The sequence below is a fragment of the Streptomyces sp. NPDC048278 genome (assembly GCF_040652195.1).
Lineage (GTDB): Bacteria > Actinomycetota > Actinomycetes > Streptomycetales > Streptomycetaceae > Streptomyces.
The window spans coordinates 93,030-113,218 of the sequence record NZ_JBEZLP010000018.1 but is presented as its reverse complement, the minus strand read 5'-3'; the positions used below and the strand labels follow the sequence as shown (position 1 = coordinate 113,218).

General features: G+C 72.3%; 6 protein-coding genes. 1 reads left to right on the top strand and 5 read right to left on the bottom strand.

Translation table 11 applies throughout. The features are described from left to right. Nucleotides 1-352 precede the first annotated feature (352 nt). Nucleotides 353-1,069: a GntR family transcriptional regulator gene (locus tag AB0D74_RS28590; RefSeq protein WP_362593018.1), complete on the bottom strand. Its 717-nt coding sequence runs from the start codon at nt 1,067-1,069 to the stop codon at nt 353-355. 56 nt (nt 1,070-1,125) lie between these two features. Between AB0D74_RS28590 and AB0D74_RS28585 the strand changes: the two genes are divergently transcribed. Continuing rightward, nucleotides 1,126-1,956, top strand: a complete 831-nt coding sequence (locus AB0D74_RS28585) for a class I SAM-dependent methyltransferase (RefSeq protein ID WP_362593016.1) — start codon at nt 1,126-1,128, stop codon at nt 1,954-1,956. A 1,034-nt stretch (nt 1,957-2,990) separates the two neighbouring features. Here AB0D74_RS28585 and AB0D74_RS28580 read toward each other — a convergent pair. The 4 genes from AB0D74_RS28580 to AB0D74_RS28565 are packed head-to-tail and all read right to left on the bottom strand — an operon-like array spanning nt 2,991 to nt 20,187. Beyond that, the gene (locus tag AB0D74_RS28580) at nt 2,991-17,090 is read right to left on the bottom strand and encodes a hypothetical protein (protein ID WP_362593013.1); all 14,100 of its coding nucleotides are present in this window, start codon (nt 17,088-17,090) and stop codon (nt 2,991-2,993) included. A gap of 10 nt (nt 17,091-17,100) precedes the next feature. Then, the gene (locus AB0D74_RS28575) at nt 17,101-17,478 is read right to left on the bottom strand and encodes a WXG100 family type VII secretion target (protein WP_362593010.1); all 378 of its coding nucleotides are present in this window, start codon (nt 17,476-17,478) and stop codon (nt 17,101-17,103) included. Continuing rightward, nucleotides 17,471-17,902: a YbaB/EbfC family nucleoid-associated protein gene (locus AB0D74_RS28570; protein WP_362593007.1), complete on the bottom strand. Its 432-nt coding sequence runs from the start codon at nt 17,900-17,902 to the stop codon at nt 17,471-17,473. Before AB0D74_RS28570 ends, AB0D74_RS28575 begins: the two co-directional genes overlap by 8 nt. Before the next feature lie 26 nt (nt 17,903-17,928). After that, nucleotides 17,929-20,187 carry a WXG100 family type VII secretion target gene (locus AB0D74_RS28565; RefSeq protein ID WP_362593004.1) on the bottom strand — a complete coding sequence of 753 codons (2,259 nt, stop codon included), beginning with the start codon at nt 20,185-20,187 and terminating at the stop codon, nt 17,929-17,931. Nucleotides 20,188-20,189: the final 2 nt, after the last annotated feature.

The window sequence follows — 20,189 nt, the reverse complement described above, 5'->3', positions numbered from 1 at the left end:
TACAAGACGTGCAGCGGAGGCAACCGGCGCGGCGAACGCCGCGAGGTTAGAAGCGCAGACAGTCGCTGCGCGGTCCGCCTTTTCGACTCGGGGAGGCGGGGCCCACCTATGCAGTTCTCAAGCAACTCCCAGCGCGGGGCCTCACGTTGCGGCAGGCCATCCCGAACCAGAACCGCTCCTCCATGAGGTGGCGCGGCGTTGCATCCATAGACTGGACCGGTGGACCGGTCCAGTCAAGCAATGAATCTGGAGTTGGTGAACAATGCAACTCGTTTGCGCAGTTCAGACGGCATGATGGGGCGTCAAAAAAGCTGGACCGGCGGACCGGTCCAGCTTCGATTTCGGTGCTTCCCTACATCGGGTACGTGTCCACCTGCTCGAAGAGCGAGGCAGGCGTAACCCCCTCTTCGCAGACCAGCGGGCGCCCATCCTGGTCGTGCGCCGTGTGCAGGAGAACCGCGACCGCGCTGCCCTCTTCAACACCCAACCGCTCCGCTTCCAGGTCGGTAGCCAGGCGCACGGTGGTGACGTCCACTCCCTCGACTGGAAACCGTCCGGTCTGCCGACGGACGTAGCGCGTCGTGCCCTCGGCGATGGGAGCGGTGTCTGAGAGCCGGGGGGCCGCCTCTCCGATCTCGGGCGGGAACCACGCTTCCACGCAGCTATTAGGGCTCCCGTCCGGGAGCTGGAGGACGCGGACGCGCCGGAGTGCCAGGACTCCGGGTGCTAGGCCAAGCACGTTGGCGACGCGCGTGGGGGGTTCGGCCCAGTCGGGCGCCCCGATCCGCAGGAACGGCATCCCGCCCAAGATGCGCGCGGACCCGGCCCGCCGGGCGCCGGCGGGGCGCGCTACAGGCGTCTCCGTGACGACGAAGCCGGTTCCCTGCTTGGCCACCACTACGCCGTCGTTGCGGAGTACGTCGACTGCCTTGATGGCGGTGGCCCGCGACACGTCCCACTGCTCGGCCAGGTCCCGGCCGGACGGGATGGTCTCACCGGGGGCGAATTCACCTGCGGCGATGCGGGTCCGAAGTGACTCGGCGATCTCCTCGTACTTCAGAACAGCCATAGCTTCCCCTACCTCGCACACTGGACTGGTCCACCGGTACACACGATACTTCCGGCATGTCGAATCTCGAATTGGCTCCCTCCGTGATGCGGTTCTACGGCGAGACAGTGAACGAGGACATCCGTCTACGCAGCTCGGCGGACGGGCGGATGGAACTGGCCAGGACCCAAGAGCTTCTCCGACGGTTTCTGCCCCCTGCTCCTGCACGCGTGCTCGACGTAGGCGGGGGGACCGGCATCCATGCCGAATGGCTGGTCAAGGGCGGTTACGACGTGACGCTGGTGGACCCGGTCCCCCGGCATGTCGAGCACGCGTCAGCTGTGTGTTCAGCGGTCGTAGGGGACGCCCGAGACCTGCGCGAGCCGGATGCCGGTTTCGATGTCGTGCAACTCCTCGGACCGCTGTACCACCTGCCCGACCCCGAGGACCGGCGTACCGCTCTGGCAGAGGCTCACCGTGTGGTGAAGCCGGGCGGACTGGTGGCAGCAGCAGCCATCAACCGCTACGCCTCGCTCTTTGAACATGTGACGTACGCCCACCTGCACAAGGAACGAATCCGTGACTCCGTCTCCAAGATTCTTGAGACTGCCGTCTACGACGGTGCGCGCGGATTCACCCTGTCCTATTTCCATAGGGCTGAGGAACTGGTCTCAGAGCTGGAGGCGTCCGGGCTGACTGACGTGCAGGTTTTTGGGATCGAGGGGCCCGCGTGGTCGCTCGTGAAGACAGCCGAGCAGCAGCCGGGGGAGGGCCCCACAGATGAGTTGATCGCGTCGGCCATGGAGGCGGCCCGCATGGCTGAGCCGTACCCGGAGTTGCTCGCCGCCAGTTCGCATCTACTGGCTGTGGGAAGGGCTCCCGCTGACATCAATCGGGACGAACGCTGACGCGCTGCGGCGCTCGTTCGCCGGGCGCGCATGCCGGTGTGCGGCCACTTCGCTGAGGCTCGCCCGGCGAGGCCTCGGGGGTCTTCCTCGCGAGGAAGACCCCCGAGGGAAATGTGTGACTTCGGTCACGTACCGAGAGGGTGCTGTTCGTCGCTGCCACAATCACCCTCACTGCCAGCTTCAGAGTGCTCGCCTCTTAAAGCACTACAGATGAATAGATAACCCAGAACAACGGGTTGCACGGCTGGAACGCGGTCGTGGCCGCCCAACCTGCGTCAAATCGTTCGCTCCATACAACATGGTTGTCGCGGGCTTACTGTTCTGGAGTGCGGTTGACATGGTGTGGCAGTACTAGTGCGTAGCCAAAGTGCGAACGTCCATTAGCAAATTGCGGACTCTTGCGCGCGAGGGAGATGGATGCGTGCACCCGCGGCTATAAGCCACGCTGTTACCTCCAGATAGCGGCGCACGCCCCCGCTCACTTCCGACGGCGACGGGGGCGACGCCTGACTCCAGAGGGAGCCTCCATGAGTGTGGCGCACTGCCTACCGTCATCGTCAACCAGTCCCGTCGTTCGCTGGGTGATCCTCGTGGTCCTCGTGATCATTACTGCCGTTTGGCAAGACGTCGCGAAGGCGGTGGAAGTCTCGGCTGGCGCCCTGGCTGCCCTCGGCCTTTGGGCGCACCGTAGCCACCCACAAACGGTGCAGTAGCCCAGTTGCCGAATACAGGGCCCCGCAGCGAAGCGAACGTTGTGAACGGCGCCGGCTGGGCACATGGCCGGTCTCAGTTGCGGTCTCAGATCGCGCTCGATCCGACATGGTCCGCTGCCGTCCACTGAAGTTCCGTAGTTGCCCTGAGCAGGCGTGATGCTCGCTCCCTCGGACGTCCATGGACGCCTCCGGATGTGGATCGGACAACTCGTAATGCGTAGGTCTCGGGTTCGAATCCCGAAAGCGGCTCAGTGAGAAACCCCAGGTTGCGTGGTATGCGACCTGGGGTTTTCTGTTTGTCGGGTGGTGCGAACGGGCGTGTCAGCGGTGGTGGTTGATTTCGTAGGTGAGGTGGGGGGTGTCGGGGGCGTTCTCGTGGGGGTGGAGGGCGGTGGTGATGGTGATGGTGAAGTCTGTGGCGGTGGTGGTGGCGCCGCGGTGGTGGAGGAGTGTGGTGAGGCGGGCGCGTAGTTCGTCGCGGATGCGGGTGCCCATGGCGGTGGTGAGTGCGAGGTTGGCGTGGGGTGGGCGGCCGTCGCCGTGGCTGGTGAGGTGGATGGTGGGCAGCGGCAGGCCGTGGTCCAGGTTCCAGAGGCCGGTGCGGGCGATGTGCTCGGCCAGGTGGTCCAGCTTGTAGCGCACGCTGTCGTCCATGGCGCCGGACGCGTCGAACCCCATGACGCGGTGCTCGGGCGCCGAGGCGGCGTGGCCGTGCAGGACGACCAGGGTGAGCGGGTTCGCCTCGGCCGAGACGTGGTCGGACAGGAGTTCCGCGTGGGTCTCGTGCATGGATTCCCCCGGGCGCCTGCTGTAGGAGCGGAAGTACCACTGGGCCTTGCCGTCGATCAGGGGAGCGACCTCTTTCATGGCCCTGACGGCGTTGTGGAACGTGCCCTGCCGGACCTCCTCCGGTGCCCCGCTGTCGCGGGCGTCCCTGGCGGTCACCAGCCGGTCGGCGAGGCCGGCCCAGGACGTGAGGACCTTGCGGCGTTCCGCGGGGGAGCCCACCGACTCCGCGTACCGCAGCTGCCGGTGCAGCGACGTGGACAGCTCGCGCAGGCCGGTGGCGGAGGTCTGCAGGTTCATCTCGACCGCGTCGTCCATGTCCGCCTGGTTCCTGCTGACCCGGGCGTGGTTCTCCAGGGTGAGCTGGGCCTGGCCGTCCTCGCTGGCCAGGACGACGGACGCGAAGTGGTAGCCGAAGTGCGATCGGCTGTCCGCGCCGGGCTTGGCGTAGTTGACCGCCAGGGTCGGCCGCCCGGCTTCGTCGGCCGCGTTGATCGACTGGATCAGGTAGCCCTCGCCGACCTCGGCCCAGGCCCCCTCGTTGATCCCGGTCCGCCGTGCCGCCGCTGCCACGGCGTCCCGGCGCGGGTCGTCCGCGTGCTCGTAGCTGAGGGCGGTGCCGTACTCCCTGCCCGGCAGCGGCGCGCCGCCCTGGCCGCCGACCAGGCGGGTGTCGCGGTAGATCTGGGCGGCGGCCCAGGCCGGACCGGTGGCGGCGGGGTCGATCAGGCCGTCGGCGACCTGCGCGAGGGACCGGGCGAGATGGTGCGTGCCGGTGACCTCGGCGGTGTCCAGGGCGCTGATCTGACCGGTCCTCACCGGCTGGTGCGGCACCCTGAACACCACGTGCGAGGCTCTGACGTCGCCGGACACCATCTGCGCGAAGTCCCGGCAGGCCTCCTCCACGGACCGGCCGGAGGTGGTCAGGAACTGCGGGGTGACCCGGAGCAGCCGCTGCGGCGCGGGTCGGCCCTCCTCCCGGCGCAGGGTGAGGGTGGCGTCGGGATCGGCGTCCAGACGTACCTTGCTGCCGGCGGCGGCCAGCTTCGCGTTCGCGGCCTCGACGGCCCGTGCGGTGGCGTAGGCGTGCCGGCTCAGCCCCTCGCCGTCGATGGCCAGGGTGTGGTCCTGCGACACCTGGATCGAGGGGGACTCCCGGGGCGGCACCACCTCGAACTCCTGGGTGGGCAGCACCAGCGCGGGGGCGTGCGGGTCGGACGGGGCGACGGAGTGATGGATCAGGAACCGGGTGGCCGGCAGCCGCTCGAAGAGCACGTCGTCGGCGGCCACCGACGTGTACTCCCTGGTGACCAGCCGCTCGGCGCGCAGGTGCGCGAAGGGGTCGGGGGCCTCCGCATGGGAGGTCAGCAGCCAGTGCGGGTCGGGGCCGGACAGTTCGATCCGTTCCACCGTCGGGTGTCCCCGGAAGCGCCTGAGCTCCAGGTGCCCGCCCGGCGTCCACACCCGGCTGCCCGTCGCGTCGAACACGGTCTGGGCCAGCGCGAGGGCGTACGCCGGACGACCGCGCACACCCAGCACGACGTCCGTGCCCGGCGTCCGGACCGGGTCCTCCGCCAGCAGAGCGGCGAAGTCCTCGTGCGTCACCTCGATCTCGGCACTGGCCGAGGTCTCCAGGACGACCGTGTCGCGCCGGACACGGGCCAGGGCGACATAGGCGTCACCGGGCCAGGGGGTCGGTTCCTGGTGCGGCTCGTCGCCGTCGACGCCGACCCGGTACAGGTTCCGGTCGAACCGGGGCCGTCCCGTGCCCCGCCAGTTGCGGCCGTGGTCCATCGCGGTGTCCGCGCCGCGCACCTTCCTGAACAGGTCCGCGACCTGCTCGGCCGTACGGTCGGCGAACGGCGCGGCGGCCGGCGCCCGCCCCGCGGCCACCGGGTCCTGGCCCTCCGTGCCCTCCGTGAGCAGCAGTTCGCGGGCGGCGGCCCCGGTCAGCCCCGGTGCGGTGCGGGCCGGCTCGCCGTCCGCGGTGTACGGCAGGTCGCGCAGGACCGGGCCGGAGTCGGTGACCTCGGCGATGGTCCGCAGGTATGCGTCCGGTACGTCGATGGTGTCGATGCTCGCCATGAGGCCGGTCCGGTCGGTCTGGTCCTCGCGGTGGCGGAAGAGTGCCGTGGCGTCCTGGTAGCGGTCCGGCAGGCCCGCGTAGTGCAGCAGTTCGTGAAGGGCGCGGGCGTCGTCGAGGGCGCCCTCGTGCGTGCCGAGGGGGAAGGCGAACTGGTCCCAGGCGCGCGCCGGGCGCTCGGTCCGGCTGATCTCGACGGCTTCCGGGTGGTCCGGGCGGTGGTCCAGCTCTACGTCGATGTGCAGCTGGTCGCCTGAACCGGGCAGCCGGCGGCCGGTGTTGACGTGCGTGTCCAGCAGCGACTGGAGACGGTCGCGGTACCCGGCGAGGTCGGTGTGGCCGAATCCCTCGCCGAAGCGGACGGGGAGGTGCAGGGAGAGGTTGCGGACCCAGCGGCCGTCGTCCGCCTGGATCCGGGCGACCGCCGTACGGACCACGACGTCCCGGCCGGCGAGCAGGCCGGGCGCGGGGCGGTCGGCCGCGGGGTCGCGGGCGGGGTCGTAGCGCTCGGTACGGAGCAGGGCCCAGGCCGCCTGGTCGCGGCGGGGGCGCCACTGGGTGGGGTGCAGGGGTGGGGGTGAGGGGGGCGTGGATGGGGGGTTTGTGGAGTGGGCGGGGTGGGTGATGGTGATGATCGCGTGGTGTGCGGGCTGCGCGGGCTGCGGGGTGTCGTGCGAGAGGTCTGGGGCGTGGGCCTCGGTGGTGATGGTGAACGCGGCGGAGGTGAGGGGGGAGCCGAGGTCGCTGAGGTGGGCGTCCAGGCGTCGGGTCAGGAACTCGCGGGTGTGCGTGGCGTGTTCGGCGCCGAGTTGGATCGAGCGGCCGAAGTGGGGGCGGCCGGCGACGGATGCGGTGGCGTGGCCGGTGATCTGGACGGTGGGCAGGGCGTGTTCGGGGGTGGTGCGGGCGACTGCGCGTCGGGCGAGGTCGGCGGCGAGGGTGTCCAGGTGGGCGGCGGTCTGGGCGGGGGTGTGGTCGGTGGCGAGGGTGACGGTGTGGGTGGCCGTGGCCTCGGCTTCGCCTTCGGCCTTTGTGTTCCCACCCGCACCACCCGTGACAGTTTCGTTGTCGGGTGCGGGTGGCCCCTGTGGGGCGGAATCGCCGTTGGCGGCTGCGGCGACAGTGGTGGCTGTGGCTGTGGCTGTGGCTGTGGCTGCGGCTGTGGCTGTGCCTGCGGCCGTGGCTGTGCCTGTGCCTGCGGCGGCAGGGGGCCCGGCGTGGGCTTCGGTGGCCGTGGGGGGCTGGGGTCCGGCGTGGGTTTCGTCGGCTGTGGTGGGCCGGGGTGCCGGGGGTTCGGTGGTTGTGTGGGGCGGTGTCGTGGGGGTGGGGCGGGGGGCCCGGGGGGCGGTTTCGGCGGGGTGGGGTCTAGCGGGGGGCGCGGCTGCGGGGCGGCGGGTTGGGGTGGATGGGGTGGTGGGGGAAGCAGGGGTGTGGTGGTGGGTTGGGGTGGTGGGGGCGGGGGGTGTGGTCCAGTGGAAGGTGTGGCCGGTTATGGAGCGGGGGGTGCCGTAGGGGCCTGTGTCGTCGTGGGGGTGGAGGGTGATGCGGACCGGCTGGCGCATCAGGGTGGCCGGGCCGGTGAGTTCGGCCTTGCCCGGTTCGGTGGGCCGTTGGGTGTGCGGGAAGGCCGGGTCGGGGGTGGGGCGGGACGGGGTGCCCGGGGCGCGGGTGACGGGGCGGGTGGAGTCGTAGGTCTGGTCGCGGGTGAAGCGGGTGGTGTTGAGCGGGACGGTGAGGACCGGGTCCTCGGTGAGGGCCGCGAGGTCGAGCGGGGAGACGGTCCAGTTGTAGGAGTTGGTGGCGGCGGTGGCCGACTCGTCCTTGACGGCGACCGTGAGTTCGTCGGCGGCGGCGTCGCGGCGGCTGACTTCCGCGGCGGGGCCGATCGCCTCCATCGACACGGCCAGCGAGGTGCCCGGCACCCGGTAGGGGCGGTCCGGGGTGCCCAGTCGGTGGAAGAGGGCGGGCAGCGACTGGCCGGAGAACACCTGCCGGATCGCGAACTGCTCCTCCAGCGTGAGGCGTTGCTCCTGGCTCAGGTCGTGGCCCGGGCCGAGCCGCGGGTCGGCGGTGAAGGTGGCAAGGAAGCGGGAGACCGTGCCGGTCAGGTGCGCGGGGAGCGCGTTGTGGGCCGCCCGGCCGACCATGCCGGCGCCCTGGGCGAGGGCCCAGGAGTAGTAGGCGCCGGTCTGGCCCAGGATGCCCTCGCCCCAGGGGCGCGGGGTCGCCTGGACCTGGACGGCGGTGTCGTGCAGGGCCTTGGTGTTGTCGAAGCCGACCAGGTCGTGCGCCGCGCGCAGGTCGTTCTGCCAGGCCTCGTAGCGGACGGGGTTGCGGATACGGCCGAGTTCGATGTCGAACGGGTGGTCGGCGTGCGGCGCGGCCGGGTGGGCGGGGTCGTCGGCGACGCGGGGCGGGCCCGGATGGGCTGCGGCGGACGAGTCCTCGGTGAGGGACTCCGGCACCCAGGCGGTGGCGGGGTGCGGGCCCACCGGTTCCGGTTCCCCCGGCAGGCGCATGAAGCGGCCGGTCTCGGTGCGCCGGGTGACCGTCACCTCGTACCGCAGGTCCGTGGTGAACCGGGCGTTGGTGGAGCCGTACCCGGAGGTCTTGTGGCCGACGGTGGTGGTCACGCCGGACTCGGCGCTGCTGCCCCGGCCGCCTTCGAGCCCGCCGGAGGGGGTGGCGGAGGCCGAGTTGAAGTGGGCGACCGGGGGGCGTACGGAGGCCCGCAGATTGCCCTCCGCGCCGAACGTGCCCTTGGCACCTGACTTGCCCTTGACCGTGTGGGCGGCGGTGACGTCCCGGGTGAGGGGGCGGTCCGAGCGGGAGCCGTCGTCGTGCCAGCCGCCGGTGATCCCGCGCACCAGTACCTCGGTGACGACGTGTCCGGCGCGTGTCACCGCCACGTGCCGGTCCAGGACGCCGGGGCCGACGAGTTCGTCGTAGCGGGCGGCGAGGGCGTCCGGCGAGTAGGTGTCGGCGAAGGGGAGGGCGGCCACCGGGACGGCGTCGGCGCCCGGTCCGCGCACCTGCCGGTCGATCTCCCGCAGGACGGCGTCGGTGTCGGGCAGCTCCACCAGGACACCGCCCGAGATGCCCTGGTCCAGGAGGGTGGCGCGGAGCGCCGGGGGGACCGCGGCCGGGACCGCCGCCGGAGCCGTGTCGGCCGAGGTGCCCGGGTTGGCTGCGCTGGCCAGGCCGGCGGTGTCGGCCGAGGTGCCCGGGTTGCCAGTGGTGCCCGGGTTGGCCGTGGTGTCCGGGTTGGCCGGGCTGGTGGTGTCGGTCGGGGTGGGCTGGGTGGGCGGGGTGTGCAGGTGGGTCACGTCCTCGTCGGAGAGGAGGACGTAGATGTCGTGGTTGTGGCGGACCGGGCGGCCCACGTGCGAGGCGCCGGACGCCTCGGTGAGGCGGCCGGCGACGCTCACCTCGGCCGAGGCCCGGTAGACGTGCCAGGTGCCGGTGTGGCTGATCTTGCGCGTGGTGCCGGTCTGCTGCTTCAGCGTGTCCACGGCGTCCCACTGGCCGCCGGCCTTGCCCTTGCCGCCGCCGCGCACCTGGAACGACGTGGTCAGCGTGCCGGCCGCGGTCTCGGGGAACAGCCCGAAGTCCGGGCCGAGGCTGCCCTTCACGGACCATGACGTCTGGTCGGCGAGGGTGGTGGCCCCGCTCGCCTTCAGCTCCAGGTCGAGGGTGCTCACCCCGGACAGCGTCTCCTCGTACGTCAGGTCGATCAGCCGGGTCCGCACCGACAGGCCCACCGTGTCCGGCGCCCGGCCGTCGCCGACGTGCCGGTCGAGCGTGTTGGCCCAGCCGGAGTGCGAGGCGGAGACCAGTCCGGGCAGCTGGGCGCGGCCGGCCAGCGCCTCCAGGGTCTCGGCGAGTTCGGGGACCCGCGGCGGGTGGACGTCGGGCTCGCGGGACCGGTACGCCTCCACCAGGGCGGCCTGTGCCTGCCGTTGGAAGCCGGCCTCGTCGGCGACCCGCGTGACGGCGTGCAGCTGCGGGAACCGGGCGGGCCCCAGATGCACGGGCGCGGAACCGGACCGCTCCTGCCGGCGCACCTCGACCCGCAACCGGTCGCCCGGCGCGGGGGCCACCTCGTGGACCCCGTCCGCCTGCCGGCCGGGCGCGGGGCGACCGGCCGGCAGGGTGCTCGGCGGCGCCCCCTCCCGGTGCGCGGCGACCAGCACCCGGTACGTCACCGGGTAACTGAACGCGTCCGCCGGGCCCTTGTGCTGGAACGTCCGCTTGGCCTGCGTCTCGCCGGACGCCACCGTCTGCCGGGACGGTCCGTACGAGCCGTCCACCCCGGCGTTCCCGAACGCCCGTACGGTGTCCGGCGGGTTCAGCGCCCGGCGCAGGTTGCCGCTGACGCCCAGCGTGTGCTTGCCGCCCCGGGTCACCGCCTTGTCGGTGGCGTGCCCCCGGGTCACCGTGTCCTTCGCGGTGCCCGCCGCCGCCCCGTCGTGCTGCCCCGCCCCGGTGTCGGCCCGGACCACCACCTCGTACGTACGACCGGGCAGCCCCGGCAGATGGGAGGCGTCCAGGGCGATCCGGAAGGTGCCGTCGAGGAGCCGTCCGCCGTCGGCGCGCAGCCCGGCCCGTGACACGCGTTCGCGCAGCAGGCGCTGGTTCTCCATGGCCTGCGGGGTGACCCGGGCCGCGTCCAGGCCGTCGGGCGGCGGCAGGATGCCGGGGGCCAGCTCCCGCAGCCGCTCGGTGATGTGCCCCTCCAGCTCCCGGGAGCCGGGCACGTCGACATAGTCGGTGCGCGCGGCGGTCAGGGGCGTACGCAGGTCGCCGGGGAGGGGGCGGGTGCCGGGGGCGTCGGCCGTTCCGGGGCTGCCGGGGCTACCGGTGGTCTCGGTGGCCGGGGCGGGTGCGTGCGGGTCGGCGGGGGGTGCGGGTGGGTGGTGGCGGACGCGGACGACCGTGCCGGTGCGGGGGGCGGGTGGGTTCTCCGCGTCCCGCGGGGGTTCGTCGCGCGCGGGCGCGGGATCCGGCACCTCGCGGACCGCGTGCAGGCCGTCCGCGCCCGGGGACAGCCGCTCGCGCAGCACCTCGACCCGGAACCGTACGGCCGTGCTGACCAGGTCGCCGGTGCCCTTGTGCTCCAGGCTCCGCTCCAGCGCGAAGGTCTGCTTGCCCTTCTCCTGGTGGGCCTGACTGTACGCGTAGGAGTAGCCGCCGGTGACCGTCAGCCAGGAGGACTCCTTCGTCGTACCGCTCTGCCACATCCGCCGGGCGCCGCCGCCGTTCAGGCCGAGGCCCCAGCCCGAGGTGTCGGTACGGCCCGTCGCGTGCTCGCCGGTCTCCTTGCCAGTGACCGTGTCCTTGTCGGCGACCGTGCCCTCGCGCGCCGACGCCCCGGGCTCCAGGGTGAGCCGGAGCCAGGCGTGGCCGCCGTCGCTGAGGTCGAGCCGCTTGGAGGTCAGCCCCCAGCCGGCGGCGTGTTCGAAGCCGTCGACGACGTTCTTCGGGGAGAGGAACTCCAGGATGTCCTGGTGCGCGGTGGCGTCCGGGCGGGCCTCGCCCGGCAGCCGGCGGAAGACGTCCTCGTGCAGCGCCTCCAGGCCGGTGACGTCCAGCGGGCGGCCCTCCGCCCGGTCGGGGCGGTCGCTCTCCCAGCCGTGCCAGGCGTCGGCGCGGCCGTCCGCGGGGGCCCGCTCCGGGCGGGTGATCTCCGCGGTCACGTCGGCGGTGACGGGGTCGCCCGCGGGGCGGGTGAGGGTGCGGCCGTCGGGGCTGGTGACCGTGGACTCGTAGTGGAACGCGGAGACGTAGGTGTCGGTGGGACCGGTGAGCGAGGTCTTCGTCCCCGTCTCGGCGCCCGACTTCACCGAGGTGTCGGTCGCGTGCGTGGTTCCGCCCGCCTTGACGGAGGGGGTGACCAGGGCCAGCCGGTCCCCGTGCGAGGCGTCCGGGAGGATCAGGACCGGGGCGAGGTCGAGGCCCGCCTCCGAGGTGGTGAGCGCGGTCTTCCTCGGCTCGGCCGTGCGCTTGGCCTCGGCGGACCGGTCGAAGCTCTTGCCGTCCTTCTCCTCGGCCGTCGCCTGGACCTCCCGCAGGCGCCAGGGACCGGGCCGGGCGGTGAGCACCACGTCGTGCGGGGCGCCGCCCGCCCGGAGCTGGAAGCGCCAGCCGCCGTTGACCATCTGCTCGTGCCGGGTACGGAAGTTGGCCGGGTCGAACTCCGCGTCGAGCCTCTGGACGACCTGGCGGTCGGTGCGGTGTGCCGCGGGCAGGGTCGCCAGCACCTGCTCGCGCAGGGCCTCCGGGCCGGGGGCGTCGGTGATCCGGATGCCGGCCAGCGACCGCAGGTGCCGGTCGACGAGTCGGGCGGGTGGTCCGGGGTGCTCGGGAGGAGGCGCGGGGTGCTCGTCGGCGGGCGGCACCGGGTGCTCCTCGACAGGGCGCACCTCGGCGGGCGGTTCCTGGGCCGGGTGCTCCTCGGCGGGCCGCTCCTCGGCGGGCCGCTCCTCGGCGGGCCGGACCTCGGCGGGTCGCACCTCGGGCCCGGCGGCCTTGACCGGCTCCGCGTGGGGCTCCGGCTCCACGGGAGGTTTCGGCTCCGTGAGGGGTTCCGGTGCCGGGCGTGGTTCCGGTGCCGGGCGTGGTGCCGGGTCCGTGGGGCGGAACTCGGCAGGGGCGTGGACGAGTTCGGCGTCGTCGCGGCCGGGACGGAAACGCAGGAGGGGCTCGCCGCCCTCCTGGTGGGTCGCCACGATCTTGCTGAAGACACTCTTGCTGAAGGGCGTGGCCGGCTCCCAGCCCATGTGCGCGCCGTGCATGACGGCCATGTCGTTGTTCATCATGGCGTGGACGGTCTCGTCGTACCGCTCGCCCGCCAGCCGGGTACCGCCCGGCGTGCTGATGTCGAACACGTCGTGGTCGCCGGTGATCTCCCGCCAGCGGCGCTCCCCGTCCAGGCCGAGCACCAGGCCGTTCTCGACCTTGAACCGGCCGTCGGCGTGGAGCCGGGCCATGACCGGTGCCAGGGCCGTGAACTCCTCCGCGCGCTGCTCGTACCGCGCTTCGAGCCGGTTCCAGGTCGCCTCGTCGAGGCTGCCGCGCTCGGGCAGGGACGGCTCGAAGTAGCCGATCAGGCCCCGGTGTTCGGCCTTGGCGCCCAGCAGTACGTCGAGGTCGTTGACGGACTTGGCCTTGATGTCGGCGGGCTTGGGCAGCTTCCCCTCGTCGAGCCACCTCGGGGCGGCCCTGTGGGTCGGCCGGACGTCGATGACGAGGTTGCGGGTCTGCGCCAGACTCCTGAACTTGTCGAAGTTCTTCTCCGGCACGCCGTAGTCCGACCGCGCCGTCGTGTCCGTGACCCTGAGGTGCGGGACGGAGGAGGCGGACGACGTGGACGGGACGGACGACGTGGACGGGGCGGCCGGGGAGTCGGTGGTCACGTGGGTTCCGTCGGCCACGGGGGCGCGGGGGGTGAACTCGTCGGGGTGCGGAGCGGGCGCCTCGCGGGTCACCTGGAGCATGGCGGGCGTGTCCGTTCCGTGGAACACGCTCTGCACGCCGTCGGACATCGCGAGGAACTCGTTCTCGCCCTCGTTGAGGAAGAGAGTGTGCTCGGGCTCTCCCACGATCGGCGCTCTGCTCTGCAGGTACGTTCCGAAGACCTGGTGGATCGGAATCTCCTGCGAGGTGACCCAGAACGCCCCGAGCCCGTGGTCGGTCTTGTTCTGGTCCTTGTACGGTTCCAGCAGGCTGTACGAGTCCGCGGGTGCGCGGCGCAGATCGAAGCGGTGGCCGTTCGTGGGAGTCTTGCCGCCGTTGGCCGCGTCCACCACGGACCGCTCGTCCAGGCGCAGGAGTTGGACGACCCCCCTGGCCGGGTCCACGTTCGGCATCTTCACCCGGTTCAGGATCTCGTGGGTGAAGACGTGCTGGGCCACCATGCTCCGGACGTACTCGGAGCCGAAGTTCAGCACCGGCCAGGCCCCGTCGGCCTCCTTGCTCGGGGCACCGTCGTTCTTGAGATCGATGCCTTCGAGGCGGGTCATGAAGAAGCCGTCGGTACGGCTCGGCGGACGGAAGTGGTTCATCATCACCTTGAAGCGCAGCGCCCCGACGGTGTTGGAACCGGACGACTGGTGCAGGGCCCAGCCCGCCAGCCAGTCGCTGTCGCCGCCGTTCTGGTTCAGCCAGGAGTGGAACCGCGCCGACACGCCGTCAGGTCCGTGCAGCGAACCGCCGATCGGACCGGACGGATCGGCCGCTGAGACCAGAGCCCACGGCGCATCGTCCTTGATGACCAGCTCCGCCGGCAGGTCGCGCAGGAAGCCGTCCTCCTCCATCAGCATCCGCACCCGCAGGAACTCACTGCGGTACTCGGGCAGCCAGCCGCCCTGCCTCAGCGACGACTCCACCTTCAGCAGACTCTCGGCACGCTCCCGTTCCTGATCTCCCGGCTCCCTGTCACGGATGATCTCGTGTGCCCGGTCGATGATCAGCTGGAGCCGGTGCTCGGCCGCCCGCGCCGTGGCCTGGTACGAGGCGTTCCGGTGTTCCCACCGCGGCCAACGGCCGTTCTCGTCCTCCGCCGGGAGAAGCATCGCCCCGTCCTCGTGGGAGTACGCCGCCGGCGCCGTACGGATCGTCCGTTCGGAGGAAAGCTCGCGGACGACCAGACCGAAGAAGACGAAGGGATCGTCTCCCCACAACGTGGGCGCCTCGAACGGCCCGGACGGCAACGACTCCAGCAGGGGAACGTCCGGAGCGGGAACGGTCGCCGCTTCCGCGTCCTCCTGGTGCCCGGCAGCGTCGGTGTGCGCTGTGCGGTCCTCGGACTCCGGTGTCCCGGGACGGTCGTCCGGGTCCTGTCCTCGGACATCCACCACGTTGTCGTGGTGCACCGGGACATGGGTGGGAGCCGGTGCCGTCCAGCGGAACGGCGCCGCTACGGTGGCGGCGCCGCTCCTGGCCGGCGGGGCGTCCTCCGTGTCGCTCCACTCCGTCTCCGGCACCGACTCCTCGTCGGAGTCGAACTGCCGCTGTCGGCTCTTCAGTACGTCGGCGAACGCCTTGTCGAGATCCTCCGGACGCGTGGTGCGCGGATCCGTGGCCTCCGGCGCCTTCTGTCCGGAGCCGTCGAGCGCTTCGTAGCGCGACGGGTCGGAGACCGGGTCGACCCATGTGTGGCTGCGCTTGTGGGGCGTCGCGGCGAGCCGGGTCCGCTCCCAGCCGGCGTCGTGCGCGAGCGCGAGGTTCTCAAGGTGGAGGTCGCCGACGACGGCGGCACTCAGTTGCAGATGACGGTCGCCGAGAGCGCCCTTGCGCAGCCCGTCGGGCGAGTCGGAGTGGAAGTTGCCCATCAGTCCGCCCTTGACATCGGGGCGGTGCGGAACGGCGCTGTCCCGGTACTCGTCACGCAGGTTGAGCACCTGGTGGGAGACCTCGTGGGCGAATTCCATGGGGGTCGCGTCCGCTCGCCACCTCCGCTGGTCCATGATCCCGCCGGCGCCGACGAGATCGACCGTCAGGTGCGCCTCCTCGCCGGGCAGGGCACGCACCACCGTGAGGTGCAGCCGGTCACCGGCACCGGGTGTGTGGTCCGGGCCGGGCAGGCGGTACCCCGGCTCGTTGAGGTACTCCTCGACTCCGGCCGTCACCTTGGCCCAGACGGCATCCGTGTCGTGGCCCCCGCCGCCGTCGCGGAACGCCACCCTGACGGTCAGGTCGGTGAACGCCTCGTTCCGGTACATGAACCGTCGGGCCTCGAAGGCGGACCGGACGACGATGCGCGGCGTGCGGTCGAGCTTCATACGGGGCGGTGGCGATCCGGCGGGACGCCCGCCGGGAGGCGGCGTGCGGTCCGGGACCGGCGCGGTGGCGGTCTCGTGCGTGGTGTGCCCGGCGGCGGTCTCGGTCTCCCTGACGCTCGTGCTCGTGCTCGTGCTCGTGCTCGCGGTGGCGGTGGCGGTGGCGGTGGCGGTGGATTCCGTGGGCCTGGCGGTCTCCGGTCCGGTCTCCGGGCGGGGGCCTGCGGCCGACGGTGTGCCGGATTCCGCGCGGACGGACGGCGTCGGGCCGTCGGCGGCGGTGCCGCGGTCGGCGCCGGTACTCGCCGGGCCCGTGCTCACCGTGGACGGACGGGCGGAGCCGGTGGTCGTACCGGGACCACCCGTGGAGGTCGCGGGGCGGCTCGCGTTCGCGGCCGTGGCTCCCGTGCCCGGGGCGCTGCCGCCGCCCGTCGTGACGCGGCCGGGCGTGGTGGCGGGCGTACCGGTGCGGGGGGCGGACGCGGTGCCGGCGGCGGACGCCGTCGTGTTCGGCGCGGTCGAGGACGTGGCGCGAGACGCGGTGGTGACGGTGGTGGTGAACCCGGGGAGCCCGTGCTCGTCCTCGTGTCCGTTCTCGTGCCCGTACGCGTGCTCGTGCTCCTGCCGGGCAGCGGCTACGGACGTCGATGCCGAGGTAGAGGTAGAGGTAGAGGTAGAGGTAGAGGTAGAGGTAGAGGTAGAGGTCGACGTCGACGTCGGTGTCGAGGTGCGGTGGGTGCTGCCGGAGTTTTGTTGCGCGGTGGTGGTCCCGGTCCTGGTGGCGGTCCGTGTCCCGTTCTTCCCGGCCGTGCCCGTGGCCCCCGTCGCCTCCTTGAAGGTCCCGGTGCCGGACGCCTGTTCCGTCTTCGCGGCAGTGAGCAGGCCGGGCAGGCCGCCGAGGGCGGACAGGCTGAACTTGAGGGCGTTCGGCACGCTCACGTGGACCGGGTCCACCTTGACCGTGTCGTCCTTGCCGCCGAACCGCCGCTTGCCGCCACCGCCCAGCGCGCCCAGCGCACCCGCGCTGATGGACGTGCCGAACTCGCTCTCCCCGTCGTGGTAGATGCCGTACATGATCCCGGCGGTGCCGATGCCGGTGGCCGCGCCGAGGATGCCCTTGCCGAGCAGCGAGTGCGCGAACTTCGGCGCCAGCACGCTGCCCGCACCGAAGAAGAGACCGCCGACGGCCCCGCCGATGGCACCCGACACCACCGCGGAGACGGTGTTCTGGGTGGACCACTCGGTGCGGTCGCCCTTGAGGAACTGGATGGTCTGCACGGCGACGTCGAGGCCGACGTTCATGGCGACGCCCGTCGCGACCGAGATGAGCAGCCGGCGCAGGATCATCTTCACGGCCAGCCGGGCCGCGGTGATCGCCACCGGGATGACCTCGGGCGCGAAGAAGATCCACTCCGCGATCTGCGCGGCCAGCAGGATGAGCTGGCCGATGATCATGTACTTGGAGTACTCGACCTGGACGGCGGTGTGCTTGCCGAGCTTGCCCAGCTGGTTCGCGGACTCGGCCATCTCCGGCAGGCTGGCCTCCAGTTGGGTCACGAAGGCCTGGAACTCGTCGGCGACCTGCCCGCCCACGCTCTCCAGCACCCCGTTGCCGGACGCGCCGATCTGCCCGCTGATGCCCTTGAGTTCCTGCGCGGCCTCGTTCCACGCCTGGCCGAGGGCGTGCAGGTTGTCCTCGTTGCCCTTGGGCCAGGCCTGACCGACCGCGAGCCGGGCGACCCAGGCCAGCTCGGGGGGCATCTCGACGCTCATAGCGGGGAGTTCACCGCCGGGTGCGGTGCGGCGTGGAGTCGTGGCCGCCCGTGGTCACGGAGTCCGTGGCCGGCGTGGCGGCGCGCAGCGCCTCCACGTTCCCCTCCTCGGTCCGGGCGAAGCCCTTGGCCATGGTGCGGATGCCGTCGACCGTGCTGTCCAGCACGTTGCCGACGCCCGCGATGCCCTCGCTGAGCTGCCGCCTGGGCTCCGCGTACTGCTCCAGGAACTGCCGGCCGCTCTCGTCGTCGCCCCAGCACGCGCCGAGCACGTCCAGTCGGCCGGCCAGCTTGGTGGCGATGGAGCGGATGTCCCCGGCCAGCTCCAGCATCTGCGGGGCGGCCCTGTCGAGTCGGGCGGTGTCGACGGAGAAGGTGCTGTCACTCATGGGTCTCCCCCTGGAAGCCGTGGTCGACGTAGTCGCGTACGGGGTCCGGCATCGCCGGGTCCTCGGGCAGTACGGCGGCCGGGTCGACCCGGCCCTGGAGCAGGTCGGGCACGGTCACCCCGGACGGCAGCCGCTCGGCGAGCACGCCCGAGACGCCCTCCAGCGCCTCGGCCCTGGCCTGCCGCAGGGTGCTGAGCAGCACGTCGGCCAGCTCCTTGGGGGCCATCCGGCGGTAGGCGCCGGTGGGGAACTCGATGGCGGTGACCTCCCCCTGGGCGCCGACGGTGATCTTCACCGTCTGCCGCGGGGCGGTCACGGTCGCCGTCGTCTCGTTGATCCGGCGCCGGGTCTCGGCGGCCTCGTCGCGCTGACGGCGGTACTGGTCCAGCAGATCCTCGATCTGCTGGTCGTACGGACTGGGCACGGGAACTCCTCTCCTCTCGGGCCGGGTCAGAGGGCGGCGGTGGAGTCGCCGGGTACGGCGCCCCAGGTGCTCTGGTGCTGGACCAGCAGGTCGGCGATGCCCCGGGCGGCCGGTTCCTCGTCGGTCTCCTGCTCCTCCTCGGGCTCCTCGGGTTCCGCCGGTTCGGGGCCGCCGTCGCCGCACATCGCCTCGCCGAGGGCGACGGTGCCGGTACCGGCCGATGCGGTGGCGGCGGTGCGGTCCGGCTGCCAGGTGGTGCGCGGCTCGGCGGACTCGGCCTGCTCGGGGTCCGCCTCCCGCTCACGGTCACCGCGCAGCGCCCACAGCAGGGGGACGAACGCGCCCGCGCCGGCCCCCGCCTCCCAGGCGGAGAAGTCCTCCTCGCCGTCGTCCCCCTGCTGGTCCGGGGGCAGCGGCACGCCGTCGGACCCGACGGCGACCGGTGCCGCGAGGGACGCGGACGTGGTCGCGGGCTCGGGCACACCGGTGACGGCGCCGGTGTCCGTGGACGCCTCTGCCGTCGTAGCCTCTCCGGCCGCCGCCGCGTTCTCCTCGGTCCTGCCGGTGGTACGGCCCGTGGTACGGCCCGTGGTGGCGTCGGCGGTGGGGCCGGTGGTGGTGCCGAATCCGGGCAGGTACGGCACTCCCGGCAGGGCGCCGGTGACGGAGCCGGCCTCGTCGTCGGACTCCTCCTCGCCCTCCCAGGGCGCGGTGCTCGGGTCGAGCAGCCCGGAGGCGTCGGTGCGTTCGCCGGCGCCGTCGCGGCCCGCGCCCGAGGCGGCACCCGCGCCGCCCATGCCCGGCAGGTACGGCATGCCGGCCGTGGCCAGGCCCTCGCCGCCGGCCGCCGCGCCCAGTTCCGAGCCGACCTCGTCGCCGCCGGGGGTCTCCTCGCCCTCCCAGGGGTCCGCGCTGGAGTCGAGCAGCCCCGAGGCGTCGGTCGGCTCGGAGGTGAGACCGGCGCCGTTCGCCCCCGTACCGCCCATCCCCGGCATGTACGGCATCCCGGAGGACGTCGCCAGCTGGGAGGGGGTGAGTGCCTCGGACGACAGGCCGTCCGCGAGGCCGTCGGTGAGGCCGTCGCCCAGACCGGCGCCCAGCCCGTCGTCCAGACCGGTGTCGCCGAAGGCGGCCGGGTCGGCCGTGGACAGCCCGCCCAGCGCGCTCTCCCCGTCGGCCCCCAGGCCGCTGCCGCCCAGCCCGGCCAGGCTGCCGAGACCGGGGAAGGAGAGCGGATTGAGGGCGCTGTCGATGGCCGACGGGTCGAAGCTGCCGAGGTCGCTCAGATCACCGAGGTCGCCGATGCCGTCGCCGGTGCCGCCGAGGTCCGAGCCGTCCAGGCCGAGATCGCCGGGGAAGGCGGTGGGGTCGGTCGAACCGTCCAGACCGGCCAGGTCCCCGACGTCGCCGATGCCGTCACCGGTGCCGAGTCCGCCGTCCAGGCCGCTGCCGAGGCCGGTGTCGGGGTAGCCGGAGAGGTCCGACAGGTTTCCGGTGCCGCCGAGGTCGCCGATGCCGCTGTCGGACCCGCCCAGGTCGGGGGTGTCGCCCAGGCCGTCGTTCGGGTCCGGGAGGCCCGAGTCGTTGCCCGAGTCGTTCGGGTTGTCGGTGGGCGAGGTCACCGGGGTCGGGTTCACGATGGCGTCGGTGGTGACCTGGTAGGAGTGCGCCAGGCTCTTGAGCACGGCCCGCATGTCGTCGGTCATCATCGCGACGAGCTCGGGCTTCTGGCTGATCGGGATCAGCCCGTCGGACATCGGCGTGACGCCCATCGCGACGGCCTGGTCGGCGTACCAGCTGTCGATCTCCGCGAGCTTGCTCTGCGCGCTCTGGAACGCGATCGCGTTGTTGGCGAGCTGGTGCGGGACGGAGTGGTCGCCGGTCGAACCCCCGGACAGGACATCGGCGTTGGCCTTCACCTGCCGGGAGAAGTTGGTCATCATGTCGAGGAAGGAGTCGGCGGCGGTGCCGCCCCACGGGCCGTTGTCGCCGGCCAGCGCCTTGGCCTGGGCGACCAGGCTCTTGGTGATCCCCTCCAGGGTCAGCTGGACGTGGTAGAAGGCGTTGGCCGCGTCCAGCAGCGACTGCGGGTTCGCGATGGAGCGCGCGTGCGCCAGGTTGGCGTCGGTGGAGACCCCGGACGACATGCCGTAGACGGCGGCCTTGATCTGCTTCCAGTCCCAGTTGTCATAGTCCGTGATGCTTCCCAGGGCCGTACCGTCGGGATTTCCGAAGATCGTCCCGTCCTCGCCCTGGTGGAAGCCGCCGCTGTTGTAGTCCGGCACGT

Excerpts from the sequence above, each read along its gene's own strand:
- AB0D74_RS28575 (WP_362593010.1), bottom strand. The coding sequence starts at position 17,478 with ATGAGTGACAGCACCTTCTCCGTCGACACCGCCCGACTCGACAGGGCC.
- AB0D74_RS28590 (WP_362593018.1), bottom strand. The coding sequence starts at position 1,069 with ATGGCTGTTCTGAAGTACGAGGAGATCGCCGAGTCACTTCGGACCCGC.
- AB0D74_RS28580 (WP_362593013.1), bottom strand. The coding sequence starts at position 17,090 with ATGAGCGTCGAGATGCCCCCCGAGCTGGCCTGGGTCGCCCGGCTCGCG.
- AB0D74_RS28585 (WP_362593016.1), top strand. The coding sequence starts at position 1,126 with ATGTCGAATCTCGAATTGGCTCCCTCCGTGATGCGGTTCTACGGCGAG.